Below are 12,959 nucleotides of genomic sequence, written 5' to 3'. Positions count from 1 at the left end.
TCAGGCCCCGATGAAGAGCCCGAGGGCGAGTCCGGCGGCATACACGAGCTCGGCGAGGCCGGTGTCGCGAAGGACCGGGATCAGCGCCATGCCTTGGGCGCCCGACGCGACCACCTGGCGCGCGCGGACCGCGAGGGGGATCATCGCGAGACCCAGGAGCGCCCACCACGTGAACACCGACGCCCAGATCAACGAGGCGACCGCGACGAGCAGGAGGAAGGCGTAGAACCGGCGGGTCCAGCGGTCGCCGAGGACGACCGCGAGCGTCTTCTTGCCGGTCACCGAGTCGGTCGGGATGTCCCGCAGGTTGTTGGCGACGAGGATCGCGCAGGCCAGTGCCCCGACGCCGATCGAGCACGCGACCGCGAGCCAGGTCAGCTCCTCGATCTGCACGTATGCCGTGCCGAGCACCGCCACGAGGCCGAAGAACACGAAGACGCTGACCTCGCCGAGCGCCCGATATCCGTACGGTGACGGCCCTCCGGTGTATGTCCAGGCGGCACCGATCGCCGCGACCCCGACGAGCAGGAGCCACCAGCTCGACGTCGCCGCGAGCGCGAAGCCGAGCACGCCGCCGAGGGCGAGGAACAGCAGCGCCGCTCGCTTGACCGAGCGAGCCGGCACCAGGCCGGAACCCACCAGGCGCAGCGGGCCGACCCGGTCGTCGTCGGTGCCCTTGATGCCGTCGGAGTAGTCGTTGGCGTAGTTGACGCCGATCTGCAGGGCGAGCGAGACGCCGAGGGCGAGCAGCGCCTTCCACCAGACGAACGCCTCGGCGAACGCCGCAGCGCCGGTGCCGGCCAGGACCGGGGCGACCGCAGCCGGCAGCGTACGAGGTCGCGCGCCGGCGACCCAGAGCTGGGCGGGGGAAGGCGAAGGGGTGCTCACGACCGACCAGTCTGCCACCAGGCGGTGCGTCAATGTCGAGTTGACGCTACCTGACTGTCAAGCTAGCGTTGACAGCATGACGATCACCGACGCGGAGTTCGCCGACCTGATCGGTCGAGCCATCGCGAGGCTGGACCCGACGATCGAGCGTCGCCTCGAGAGCGAGCCGCAGGCGCACCTGGACCTGGCCGTGCTGACCCACCGGGCGCACGAGGAGAGCGGGCGCCTGCTGCGCTCAGCGGTGACGTCGGCGCGCGCGGCGGGTTGGAGCTGGGAGGCGATCGGCTCGGCACTGGGCATGACGCGGCAGGCGGCCCAGCAACGCTTCGGGCATCGTCCGGTGCCGATCCCCGGCACGGCTGAGCTCCGCCAGCTGGTCGGGCTGACGGCCTTCAACGAGATCGACCGGCTCAACGACTGGGGCCGGCACGGCTGGCACTCCATCAGCTATGGGCCGCTGTTCCACGACGTCGAGAAGTCGCCCGTGCAGTGGGAGCACAAGCGCGCCGTGATCGGCAGCCGCCGGGCCAAGGACCTCGAGGCCAAGGGATGGGAACGGATCGGCACGATGTGGTTCCCCTGGATCTACCTCAAGCGGCCGCTCGACGCGCCGGCGGAGCCGGGTGAACCGGAGTGACGGGTCTTCGTCCCGTCCAAGGAACGCCCCGCGAGGTGTTCGCCCTGGTCGAGACGTGGGTGCGCGACGGCGGCGAGCCGATCGTCGTCCGTACGTCCGGGAGCACCGGCGAGCCCAAGGACGTCGTGCTGTCCCACCGTGCCGTGCTGGCGTCGGCGCGCGCCAGCCTGGCCCGGCTGGATGGTCCCGGGGGCTGGCTGCAGGCGATGCCGGTCACCGGTGTCGGTGGGCTCCAGGTGCTCGTACGCTCAGCGGTCGCCGGCCTCGAGCCGGCCTACGCGGACGAGCACGCGTCGCTCGCCGCCGCGGTCGCCGCAGTGCCGGGGGAGCGGCGCTACGCCTCCCTCGTCCCGACCCAGGCCCATCGCCTCGTCGAGGCCGGTCAGGTCGGCGTCCTCGCAGACCTCGACGCCGTGCTGATCGGCGGAGCCGCCGTGCCCACGGGGCTCCTCGACGCCCTGACCTCGGCCGGCGTGCGGGTCGTGCGGACGTACGGGATGAGCGAGACGTGCGGGGGCTGCGTCTACGACGGCGTGCCGCTCGACGGCGTACGGATGCGCGTCGACGAGGACGGGCAGGTGCACCTCGCCGGCCCGGTGCTGTTCGACGGCTATGCCGACCCAGACGCGACCGCCCGTGTGCTGCGCGACGGCTGGTTCGCCACGGCGGACCTCGGAGAGATCGACCGTGATGGCCGGCTGCGCATCACGGGCCGCAGCGACGACGTCGTGGTGAGCGGCGGCGTCAACGTGCCGCTGCCCGCCGTCACGGCCGCGCTGCGGACGTACGCAGGTGTCCGCGACGCGGTCGCCCTCGGCGTGCCCGATGCCGAGTGGGGCGCGCGGGTCGTGGCCTATCTCGTGCCCGACGACGCCGTGTGCCTCGACGGGCTGCGCCTCGACGAGCTGCGCGACGGCGTCGAGGAGGCCGGGCTGCCCCGGGCCTGGGCGCCGCGGGAGGTCGTCCTGCTCGACACGCTGCCCCTGCTGCCGGGCGGGAAGCTCGACCGTGCGGCCCTGCGCCGCGCCGTGAGGCGCTGACCCGCAGCCGGGTGGCGGTGGGCGAGGCGGCTAGGCCACCGCTCCGGCGATGGCGTCGTCGACCGGAGTGTCCCCGCTGATGAGCTCCCACTGCCGGTTGATCGTGGCCGGCTCGTCGAGCACCGCAGCGATGACCGCCGCGACGTCGGCCCGGGGAACCTGGGCGCGCTCGACGGTCTCGGCTAGCTCGACGTGGCCGGTCGGCTCGTCGTCGGTCAGGCCGCCCGGCCGGATGATGGTCCAGTCGAGGTCGCTCTCGCGCAGCGCGATGTCGGCGTCGCGCTTCGCCTCGACGTACGCCGTCCAGACATCGCCGGCGTCGTCGCCGATCGGCTCGTCGACGCCGATCGCCGAGACCTGCACGAACCGGGTCACCCCGGCCGCTCGTGCGCCCTCGATCGACTTGAGCGAGCCGCCCAGGTCGACGGTCCGCTTGCGCTCGATGTTGCCGTCAGGGCCGCCGCCGGCGGCGAACACCACGGCGTCTGCACCCGCGAACGACCCGGCGAACTCAGCGGCACCGTCCTGCTCGATGTCGAGGATGCCGACCTCGGCGCCCAGTGCCTCGAGCTCGGCCGTGTAGTCGGCATTGCGGACCAGGGCGACCGGCTGGTGCCCAGCGGCGGCGAGCAAGGGGATCAGGAGGCGGGCGATCTTGCCATGGCCCCCGACGATGGCGATTCGAGTCATGAAGCCACCGTACGCACGCGGGGCTAGGGTTCAACTCGTGCAGCTCCGTACGTACGCTATCGCGATGCCCACGCGGTTCCGCGGCATCGACCGGCGCGAGGGGATGCTCGTGGAGGGCGCTGCCGGCTGGGCCGAGTTCAGCCCCTTCCTCGACTACGACGCGCGCGAGAGCGCGCCGTGGCTGGCGGCCGCCCTGGACTCCGCCGAGCGCGAGTGGCCGACGCCCGTGCGCACGCACGTCGCGGTCAACTGCACCGTCCCGGCCGTCACCCCCGAGCGGGCGGCGGCGATCGTGCGCAGCAGCGGGTGCGCGACCGCCAAGGTCAAGGTCGCGGAGAAGGGACAGACCCTCGGCGACGATGTCGAACGGGTCGAGGCGGTCCACGACGCGATCGGTCCTCAAGGCAAGGTGCGCATCGACGCCAACGGCGGCTGGACCGTCGACGAGGCGGTCAGCGCGATCGCCGCCCTCGACCTCGCAGCCCACGGCCTGGAGTACGTCGAGCAGCCCTGCGCGTCGGTCGAGGACCTCGCCACCGTACGCCGCAAGGTCGACGTCCCCGTCGCCGCCGACGAGTCGATCCGCAGGGCGGACGACCCCTTCCGCGTCGCCCGCCTCGAGGCCGCCGACATCGCGGTGCTCAAGGTCGCGCCGCTCGGCGGGGTGCACGCATGCCTGCGGATCGCCGAGCAGATCGGTCTCCCGGTCGTGGTCTCCAGTGCGGTCGAGACATCGATCGGGCTCGCCGCCGGGCTGGCTCTCGCAGGTGCGCTGCCCGACCTGCCGTACGCCTGCGGCCTCGCCACCACGTCACTCCTGGCCGGCGATGTCGTCGCCGATCCGCTGAGGCCCGTCGACGGGCTGCTGCCGGTCGGCCGGCAGGCCCTGGATCCCACGGCGTACGGCGCGGTCGCCGCCGACGGCGAGACCGACGCCCGCTGGCAGGCGCGGCTGTCGGCCGTACGGGCGGTGCTCGCATGACCGACGATCAGCAGCACGCCGTCGGCGTCGCCCGCCGGCTGGTCAGCGCACTCCTGGGGTGGAAGGTCACCGACGCGGTGCTCTCGCCGGGGTCGCGGTCCGGGCCCTTGGCGCTCGCGTTCGCCGCGGCCGACGAGCAGGGCCTGATCCGGCTGCACGTCCGCGTCGACGAGCGCGAGGCCGGTTTCCTCGCCCTTGGCCTGGCCAAGGCCTCCCGTCGCCTGGTGCCGGTCGTCACGACCTCCGGCACGGCCGTCGCCAACCTGCACCCGGCGATGCTCGAGGCGAGGCACGCCGACGTGCCGGTGCTGGCGATCACGGCCGACCGGCCGGCCCGGCTGCGGGGGACCGGGGCCAACCAGACGACCGATCAGCGCGAGATCTTCCCCGGCATCCCGTTCGTCGAAAGGGTCAAGCAGATCGCCGGAGGGCCGGCGCACCTCAACCTCGAGCTCGACGAACCGCTGGTCGAGCCGATCGAGTGGGACTTCCACCCCGCGTTCGGCGTGGGTCTCGGCAGTGACATATCAGCCCCTCTCGTCCTCCAGCCCGGGCCCCGCACCGTCGTGGTCGCCGGCGACGACGCCGCGCAACCGGCCCGCATGACAGCTCTCGTGGGCAACTGGCCGCTGCTGGCCGAGCCGAGCTCGGGCTCCCGCAACGGTGACGAGGCGCTGGTTGCCTACCGGATGCTGCTGTCCCACTCCCACCTCGCCGAGCACGTCGAGCGGGTCGTGAGCTTCGGCCACGCCACGCTCTCGCGCCCGGTGACCCAGCTGTTGGCCCGCACCGATCTCGAGATCGTCCACGTCGGCACGCAGAAGACCTTCCCCGTGCCGGCCGGACCGAACGTCACCTTCGCGGACGAGGTCCAGGTCGCCGAGGCAAGCCCGCGAGCCTGGCTCGACGAGTGGCTGGCCGCCGATGCCGCCGCCACGGCGGCGATCGACGCCGAGCTCGACGGCTCGACCCCGTTCGACGTGGCTCGCGCGATCAACGCCGCCGTCCCGCCCGGCGGCCTGCTGTTCATCGGCTCGTCCAACCCGATCCGCGACCTCGACCTGGTGGCCCGCCCCTATCGCGTCGGCGAGCGCAGGCTCGTGATCGCCAACCGTGGCCTGGCCGGCATCGACGGCGTGCTGTCGAGCGCGATCGGCGCCGCCCTGGCGCGTACGTCGAGCCGCTCGATCGCCTACGTCGGCGACCTCACGTTCCTGCACGGCAGCAACGGACTGTTGATCGGTCCGGCCGAGCCCCGGCCCGACCTCACGATCGTCGTGGCCAACGACGACGGCGGCAGCATCTTCTCGACCCTGGAGCAGGGGGCGCCGGAGTATGCCGCGACGTTCGAGCGGGTCTACGCCACGCCGACCGGTGCCGACATCTCCGCGCTCTGTCTCGCGTACGGCGTGCCCCACCGGAGGGTCGAGCCCGCCGACCTCGCGGCCGCGCTGGAGGAGGACGTCGCCGGGATCCGGGTCCTGGAGGTGCCGGTCGACCGGACCGGCCGCCGTGATCTCACCGTGCGCATCGGCACCGCCGTCGAGGCCGCTCTCCGACCGTGACAGTGGTTGTGTCATTGACATACCCGCAGTAGGTTGTGTGGACCGTCACAGCCGCTGGAAAGGGAGTCATGGGCGACGACAGCTTCGACTACATCGTCATCGGATCGGGCAGCGCTGGAGGCGTCGTCGCGGCGCGCCTGAGCGAGGACCCGTCCGTGTCGGTCCTCCTGCTGGAGGCCGGCCCGGCTGACGACGACGACATGATCCACCTGCCGGCCGGCTTCTCCGCCCTGTTCAAGACCAAGTGGGACTGGGGCTACAAGACGACGCCGCAGAAGCAGCTCGGCGGCCGCCGGGCCGACTGGCCGCGCATGAAGGCGCTCGGTGGCTGCTCGTCGATGAACGCCATGATCTACATCCGTGCCAACCGCGCGGACTACGACGAGTGGCGCGACGCCTACGGCGCGACGGGCTGGGGCTACGACGACGTGCTGCCCTACTTCAAGAAGTCCGAGGGCAACACCCGGCTCAGCGACGAGTTCCACGGCACCGACGGTCCGCTGCACGTCGAGGACCGTCGCTACACCCACGAGCTCAGCCACGCCTTCGTCGAGTCGGCGGTGTCAGCGGGCTTCAAGCGCAACGACGACTTCAACGGGGCCGAGCAGGAGGGCGCCGGGCTCTACCAGGTGACCTGCAAGAAGGGTCGCCGCTGGTCGGTCGCCGACGCCTACATCCACCCGGCGAGCAAGCGACCCAACCTCACGGTGCGGACCGAGGCGTTCGTCGCCCGCATCGAGCTCGAGGGCACCCGGGCGACCGGCGTGACCTACCGCCACGGCGGGATGACCCGCACTGCCAGGGCCAAGGCAGAGATCGTGCTGTCGGCCGGAGCGATCGCCAGTCCGCAGATGCTGATGCTGTCCGGAATCGGCCCGGGAGCGCACCTGCGCGAGCACGGCATCGACGTACGCGTCGACCTCCCGGGAGTGGGCCAGAACCTGCAGGACCACCCCATCTCCGGTGCGCTGTTCTACACCAAGGACACCACCGACCTGGCCGAGTTCCTGACCCTGCCCAACGTGCTCAAGGCACAGAAGGCCGGACGGGGGCCCCTGAGCTCCAACGTCGCCGAGGCCGGTGGCTTCTTCAAGTCGCGTGACGACCTCACCGCGCCCGACATGCAGTTCCACATGCTGCCGGCCGGGTTCTACGACAACGGCCTCCACGAGCCCGTACGTCGAGGGATGACCGTGGCGTCGACGCTCGTACGGGTCGAGAGCAAGGGCCACATCAAGCTGCGCTCCGCCGATCCGACCTGGCACCCGGAGATCGAGCCGGGCTACTACGACGACGGTGCCGACCTCGACGCGATGATCGCCGGCTACCACCGGCTCTTCGAGGTCGTGACCCAAGGGCCGCTCGCCCGCCACATCGCCGAGCCGTGGGAGCCGGCGACGCTCACCCCGACGACCGACGACATCCTCGGCACGATCAGCCGGCTCGGCCAGACCGTCTACCACCCGGTCGCCACCTGCGCGATGGGCACGATCGAGGGCAGCGTCGTCGATCCCGAGCTCAAGGTCCACGGCGTCGAGGGCCTGCGCGTCGCCGACGCCTCCGTCATGCCTCGTGTGCCACGGGGCAACACCAACGCACCCGCCATCATGGTCGGCGAGAAGGCTGCCGACCTCATCAAGGAGTCACGATGACCGCAACGCTCGAGCCCACCGTCGAGACCGGCACGACGCCGACCTTCGAGTCGCTCAACCCCGCCAACGGCGACGTCGTCGGCGTCCACCCGATCCACGGCAAGGCCGAGGTCGATGCCGCGGTCGCGCGGGCCCGTGAGGCCGCGCAGTGGTGGTCCGGGCTGAGCTTCGACGAGCGCGGCGACTACCTGCTGACCTGGCGCAGCGTCATCACCCGCCGGATCGCCCAGCTCGCCGAGCTCTCGCACCGCGAGACCGGCAAGCCGCACGGCGACGCCCAGCTCGAGATCATCCTCGCGATCGACCACGTCGCGTGGGCCGCCAAGCACGCCAAGAAGGTCCTGGGTCCGCAGAAGGTCTCGCCCGGCCTGCTGATGGCCAACCAGGCCGCCTCGGTCGAGTACCACCCGCTCGGCGTCGTCGGCGTCATCGGACCGTGGAACTACCCGGTCTTCACGCCCGTGGGCTCCATCGCGTACGCCCTCGCTGCTGGCAACCCCGTCGTCTTCAAGCCCAGCGAGTACACGCCGGGGGTCGGCCAGTGGCTCGCCGACACGTTCACCGAGGTCGTCCACGGGCGCCCGGTCCTGCAGGTCGTCACGGGCTACGGCGAGACCGGCGCGGCGCTCTGCACGGCCGACGTCGACAAGCTCGCGTTCACCGGGTCGGGCCCCACGGGCAAGAAGGTCATGGCCGCCTGCGCGGAGAACCTCACCCCGGTGATCATCGAGGCCGGCGGCAAGGACTCGATGATCGTCGACGAGGACGCCGACCTCGCCAAGGCCGCCGAGGCGACCCTGTGGGGTGGCATGTCCAACGCCGGGCAGACCTGCACGGGCATCGAGCGCGTCTACGTCCACGACAAGGTCTTCGACTCGTTCGTCAAGGAGATCACCGAGCAGGCCAAGAACCTGCGCGCCGGTGACGATGCCGGTGCCCAGCTCGGCCCCATCACGATGCCCTCGCAGATCGACATCATCAAGAGGCACATCGACGACGCCATCGCCAAGGGCGCCACGGTCGTCATGGGTGGCTCCGACGCCGTCGGCGAGCGATTCGTGCAGCCGACGATCCTGACCCACGTGCCCGAGGACTCGACCGAGATCACCGAGGAGACCTTCGGGCCCACGCTCGCGATCAACCCGGTCGCCAGCATGGACGAGGCGATCGAACGGACCAACGCCACGTCGTACGGCCTGGCCGGTGCCGTGTTCGCCAAGAAGAACGGGGTGGACATCGCCCGGCGCGTTCGCTCGGGCATGACGTCCGTCAACTCGGTCATCTCCTTCGCGGCCGTCCCGGGCCTGCCGTTCGGTGGCGTCGGGCAGTCCGGCTTCGGCCGCATCCACGGGCCCGACGGTCTCAAGGAGTTCACGTACGCCAAGGCCATCACGCGTCAGCGCATGAAGCCGCTGATGATGCTGACGTCCTTCGCCCGCGACGCCAAGACCGACAACAACGTCCTCAAGCTCATCACCGTGATGCACGGCGGCAAGAAGACCCTGAAGTAGGGCGCGCGGCACACGGATCTGAGGTACCTGGCTGTTCAGATCTAGGTAACTCGCCCGATGTGGCGGGCTACCTCAGGCGACGACTCTGGATTCATGATCCTGAGCCCTGAGCAGTTCCTGTCCCTCGAGATGAACCGTCATGCCGCGGTGGCGGAGGCCCTGTCGGAGATCTCGCGCCACGAGCGGGACACGACGGGCTTCGCCCCTCGCCGCTCTCCCCGGCGCCGCCGCGGCGTCGTGGTGCGGCTCGCAAGCGTGGCCGTGGGGCGGACGGCACACGTGTGACGGTCGTCCCCTTGTCGGCCGGGTCCGACATGATGGACGACATGGCCAACGACCGTACGCCCGCGACGCCCCTCGTCGGACGTGTCCGCGAGCTCGAGCAGCTGCTCGACGCCGCGGGGGGTGACCAACCCCGCAGCCCGCGAGGTCGTCCTCATCGGCGGCGACGCCGGCATCGGCAAGACCCGCCTGCTCCGCGAGCTCGGGGCCCGCGCGCGTGCCGCCGGCCACCGGGTGCTGGCCGGGCACTGTCTCGACCTCGGCGACAGCGCGCCGCCCTACCAGCCGTTCTCCGAGGCGTTCGCCTCCCTCGGCGACCACGAGCGTGACGAGCTGGCGGCCCGGTTCCCCGCCCTGGGCCCGCTCCTGCCCTGGCCCTCCCCGGCACCGGGCGACGGCGTCGAGCGCTCCGAGCTGTTCGCGTCGGTCGTCGCCGGGCTCGACTCCCTCGCGACCGACCAGCCCCTCCTCCTGGTGATCGAGGACGCCCATTGGGCTGACGCCTCGACCCGCCACCTCATCCGCTTCGTCCTGTCGCACGGGTTCCACGGCCCCGTGCACGTGGTCGTCAGCTATCGCGCCGACGACCTGCACCGGCGCCACCCCCTGCGACAGGCCCTGTCGGAGTGGGTGCGCCTGCCGGGTGTCCGTCGCATCGAGCTCGAGCCCCTCGCCGACGCCGACGTCGTCGACTTGATCCACGCGCACGGCGCGGACGCCCTGGGGATCGAGAGCCTGCAGGCGGTCGTGCGCCGCGCGGCCGGCAACGCGTTCTTCGCCGAGGAGCTGCTCGACGCCGGGCTCGCCGACGTCGACGGCGCGCTGCCCGAGACCCTCGCCGACCTGTTGCTGATGCGCCTCGAACGGCTCGACGACAACGCCCGCAAGCTCGTCCGCGCCGCTGCCTGCTCCGACGCCCGGCACGACTACTCCGTGCTGACGCGCGTCGTCGGACTGCCCGAGGACGAGCTCGACGAGGCGCTGCGCTCGGCGATCGACCACAAGGTCCTGACCCGCACGGGCGACGACTCCTACTGGTTCCGGCACGCCCTGCTGGCCGAGGCGGTGCGCGACGACCTGCTGCCCGGCGAGCGGCGGCGCATCCACGCGGCCTATCTGGAGGCACTCACCGATCGTCGGGGGCCGGCCGCGGAGATCGCGCTGCACGCCCTTGGCGCCGGCGAGCGCGAGACCGCCTTCCTCGCCCATGTCAGGGCGGCCGAGGACGCCCAACGGCTGTCGGGCCACGACGAGGCGGCGCAGCACTACGAGCAGGCGTTGACGTTGATCGAGTCCGCGCCACCCGACACCGACCTGGTCGATCTCGTGATCCGCGCCTCCGCAGCGCTCGTCACGTCGGGCCGGCTGCTGCGCGCCGTCGAGCTGCTGCGCGACACCATCGTGCAGCTCCCCGCGAACGCGGCGCCCGAGGTGCGCGGCCGGCTGCTCGTCGAGATCGGCAACACCTGCTACTACGCCAACCTCGACCAGGAGTCCGAGGAGGCGAGCTCCGAGGCGGCGCGCATCGTGCCGGACGAGCCGACCCTCCTGCGCGCCGAGATCGCGGCGCTCTGTGCGCGCGTGTGGTCCAACCGCGGTCGCTACGACGGTGCCGTCGAGTGGGGAGAGCGGGCGCTCGCCATCGCCGAGCAGATCGGGGCCGGCGACGTCATCGCCGACGCCAAGGCCACGCTCACCCGGGTCATGGTGCGCATGGGCAACGACCCCGAGAAGGCCAAGCAGGGATTCGTCGAGCTCGTCGAGGTGTCTCGCGCCGACGGGCACATCCTGGGTGAGCTCCGCGGACTCCACCAGCTGGCGTTCCTGCACTTCAACGAGGGTGACCTCGACGCGGCCGAGCAGACCTTCCGTCAGGAGATGCAGCGCGCCGAGCAGACCGGCTGGACCTGGGGGCCGTACGGCTTCGACGGCCGGTTCTACGCCGCGTTGGTCTGCTACATGCGCGGCCGATGGGACGAGGTGCTCGAGCTGCGCGATGTCGGGGCCGACGCGCCGGCGATCCCCGACGCCTCCCTCGAGTCGATCGCCCTGCTCGTCGCGGCCGGACGGGGCGAGGTCGACCACATCGAGCGCACCCTGTCGATCCGGTCGCTGTGGCGGCACGAGGTCGCGGCGTCGATCCACTCCAGCTCCGCGCTGATCGATCTGCACGGCGCCGCGGGCGACATCGGCGCGGCTCGGCGCGTGCTCGACGACCTCGTCGAGCTGCAGACCCGGGCGTGGGACGATCCCGAGTTCCCGGCGCTGCTGCGGCTCCACGCGCTCTTGATCGGCCAGTACTCCGCCGCCGTGCCCACCCTCAGCCGGGACGAGCAGGCCCCGCTGCTCCAGCACGCGGCCGAGATGGTGGAGACCGCTGACCGGGTGGCCGGCACCATCGTCCCGCTGGGCCCCGAGGGCGTCGCATGGCAGATCCGGGTCCACGCCGAGCACGCCCGACTGCGCTGGCTGTCTGGTGTCGATGCTCCCGAGCTCGCCGATCTCACCGAGGGGTGGCGGCGGGCGTACGACGCCTTCGTCGGCATGGACGATCCCTACGAGGTCGCACGGTCGGCGAGCCGTCTGGCAGCGGTGCTGCTGGCAGCCGGTGACGAGACCGAGGGCAAGGAGCTCCTGCGTGCGGCGCGCACCACGGCCGAGCGGCTCGGCGCCCGGCCCCTGCTGGCCGAGATCGACGGACTCATGCGCCGCCCGGCGAGGTCCGACGTCGAGCTGACCCCGCGCGAGCGCGAAGTCCTCGAGCAGGTCAGCGCGGGTCGCAGCAACGGGGAGATCGCGGCACGGCTGTTCATCAGCACCAAGACCGTGTCGGTCCACGTCTCCAACATCCTGGCCAAGCTCGGCGCCTCCGGCCGCACCGAGGCGGCGGCGATCGCGCGCCGGCGCGGACTCCTCGACGACTGAGGCCAGAGCCACTCGCTAGCCTGACGCCGTGCCATTTCATCGCTACGTCGCGCTCGGCGACTCGTTCACCGAAGGTGTCGGCGACCACGACGCCGCCCTTCCCAACGGCGTACGGGGCTGGGCCGACCGGGTGGCCGAGGTGCTCGCGGGCGACGACTTCACCTATGCCAACCTCGCCATCCGCGGCCGCCAGCTGCTGCCGATCCTGGCCGAGCAGATCGACCCGGCACTCGCGATGCAGCCTGACCTCGTCAGCATCTACGCCGGCGCCAACGACGTCCTGCGCCCGCGGATCGACATCGATCGCCTCGTGGCGGCGTACGACCAGGCCCTGGCTCGGGTCGTGGCAGCCGGCGCCCACGTGCTGATGTTCACGGCGTACGACCCGGGCGGCTCGCCGGTGTTCGGCGCGCTGCGAGGGCGCTTCGCGATCTACAACGAGCTCGTGCGCGAGGTCGCCGAGCGGCACGGTGCGACGCTCGTGGACTTCTGGCGGCTGCGTGACTACCGCGACGACCGGCTGTGGGACGTCGACCGGATGCACATGTCGAGCCTCGGCCACCAACGCATGGCGATCGCGGTGCTCGACGCGCTCGGTGTCGAGCACGAGCTGGCGATGCCGGAGCTGCCGCCGGCGTCGACGCTGTCGGCGCGCGAACGACGCACCGCCAACGTCGAGTGGGCCAAGGCCCACGCCGCGCCGTGGGTCAAGCGCCGCCTCACCGGGGTCTCGTCCGGCGACACCCTCAGCCCACGCTGGCCCACCCTCGCCCCCGTCGAGCGGTGA

The 12,959-nt window shown here is 71.7% G+C and carries 11 protein-coding genes; 9 read left to right on the top strand and 2 right to left on the bottom strand.

Going from position 1 to position 12,959, the window contains the following annotated elements:
* Complete coding sequence (locus AB0N22_RS10575) at positions 1 to 888, bottom strand: 1,4-dihydroxy-2-naphthoate polyprenyltransferase (protein ID WP_364639410.1); 888 nt, start codon at positions 886 to 888, stop codon at positions 1 to 3.
* A gap of 76 nt (positions 889 to 964) precedes the next feature.
* Between AB0N22_RS10575 and AB0N22_RS10570 the strand changes: the two genes are divergently transcribed.
* Together AB0N22_RS10570 and AB0N22_RS10565 are read left to right on the top strand one after the other, a co-directional pair.
* Positions 965 to 1,525: a hypothetical protein gene (locus tag AB0N22_RS10570; RefSeq protein WP_364639407.1), complete on the top strand. Its 561-nt coding sequence runs from the start codon at positions 965 to 967 to the stop codon at positions 1,523 to 1,525.
* 35 nt (positions 1,526 to 1,560) lie between these two features.
* Positions 1,561 to 2,565 (top strand): AMP-binding protein, encoded by a 1,005-nt coding sequence (locus AB0N22_RS10565; protein WP_364639404.1) that lies wholly within the window; start codon positions 1,561 to 1,563, stop codon positions 2,563 to 2,565.
* A gap of 30 nt (positions 2,566 to 2,595) precedes the next feature.
* Here AB0N22_RS10565 and AB0N22_RS10560 read toward each other — a convergent pair whose 3' ends face one another.
* A complete protein-coding gene (locus AB0N22_RS10560) occupies positions 2,596 to 3,255 on the bottom strand; it encodes an SDR family oxidoreductase (RefSeq protein WP_364639402.1) in 660 nt (219 codons plus the stop codon).
* On the opposite strand from AB0N22_RS10560, the gene AB0N22_RS10555 reads away from it, so the two are divergent.
* The 7 genes from AB0N22_RS10555 (at position 3,254) to AB0N22_RS10525 (ending at position 12,959) form a co-directional block, all read left to right on the top strand.
* Entirely contained in the window at positions 3,254 to 4,237 is a 984-nt protein-coding gene (locus AB0N22_RS10555) for an o-succinylbenzoate synthase (protein WP_364639399.1), read from the top strand. The genes AB0N22_RS10560 and AB0N22_RS10555 overlap by 2 nt on opposite strands.
* Entirely contained in the window at positions 4,234 to 5,802 is a 1,569-nt protein-coding gene (locus AB0N22_RS10550; RefSeq protein WP_364639397.1) for a thiamine pyrophosphate-binding protein, read from the top strand. Before AB0N22_RS10555 ends, AB0N22_RS10550 begins: the two co-directional genes overlap by 4 nt.
* 68 nt (positions 5,803 to 5,870) lie before the next feature.
* Entirely contained in the window at positions 5,871 to 7,454 is a 1,584-nt protein-coding gene (locus AB0N22_RS10545) for a GMC family oxidoreductase N-terminal domain-containing protein (RefSeq protein WP_364639394.1), read from the top strand.
* Positions 7,451 to 8,965, top strand: a complete 1,515-nt coding sequence (locus AB0N22_RS10540) for an aldehyde dehydrogenase family protein (RefSeq protein ID WP_364639391.1) — start codon at positions 7,451 to 7,453, stop codon at positions 8,963 to 8,965. The genes AB0N22_RS10545 and AB0N22_RS10540 overlap by 4 nt, the downstream gene beginning before the upstream one ends.
* 93 nt (positions 8,966 to 9,058) lie before the next feature.
* On the top strand, positions 9,059 to 9,250 hold the full coding sequence (locus tag AB0N22_RS10535; RefSeq protein WP_364639388.1) for a hypothetical protein: 192 nt from the start codon (positions 9,059 to 9,061) through the stop codon (positions 9,248 to 9,250).
* Positions 9,251 to 9,370: 120 nt separating this feature from the next.
* Positions 9,371 to 12,172 carry an AAA family ATPase gene (locus AB0N22_RS10530; RefSeq protein ID WP_364639386.1) on the top strand — a complete coding sequence of 934 codons (2,802 nt, stop codon included), beginning with the start codon at positions 9,371 to 9,373 and terminating at the stop codon, positions 12,170 to 12,172.
* Positions 12,173 to 12,200: 28 nt separating this feature from the next.
* Positions 12,201 to 12,959, top strand: coding sequence for an SGNH/GDSL hydrolase family protein (locus AB0N22_RS10525; RefSeq protein WP_364639383.1), 759 nt, complete (start codon positions 12,201 to 12,203; stop codon positions 12,957 to 12,959).

The sequence above is a fragment of the Aeromicrobium sp. NPDC092404 genome, from assembly GCF_040684095.1.
GTDB lineage: Bacteria > Actinomycetota > Actinomycetes > Propionibacteriales > Nocardioidaceae > Aeromicrobium.
Note: the sequence above shows the minus strand (reverse complement) of the source record. Positions and strands in the feature narration are given on the sequence as shown.

Excerpts from the sequence above, each read along its gene's own strand:
- AB0N22_RS10570 (WP_364639407.1), top strand. The coding sequence starts at position 965 with ATGACGATCACCGACGCGGAGTTCGCCGACCTGATCGGTCGAGCCATC.
- AB0N22_RS10555 (WP_364639399.1), top strand. The coding sequence starts at position 3,254 with ATGAAGCCACCGTACGCACGCGGGGCTAGGGTTCAACTCGTGCAGCTC.
- AB0N22_RS10560 (WP_364639402.1), bottom strand. The coding sequence starts at position 3,255 with ATGACTCGAATCGCCATCGTCGGGGGCCATGGCAAGATCGCCCGCCTC.
- AB0N22_RS10550 (WP_364639397.1), top strand. The coding sequence starts at position 4,234 with ATGACCGACGATCAGCAGCACGCCGTCGGCGTCGCCCGCCGGCTGGTC.
- AB0N22_RS10545 (WP_364639394.1), top strand. The coding sequence starts at position 5,871 with ATGGGCGACGACAGCTTCGACTACATCGTCATCGGATCGGGCAGCGCT.
- AB0N22_RS10540 (WP_364639391.1), top strand. The coding sequence starts at position 7,451 with ATGACCGCAACGCTCGAGCCCACCGTCGAGACCGGCACGACGCCGACC.
- AB0N22_RS10535 (WP_364639388.1), top strand. The coding sequence starts at position 9,059 with ATGATCCTGAGCCCTGAGCAGTTCCTGTCCCTCGAGATGAACCGTCAT.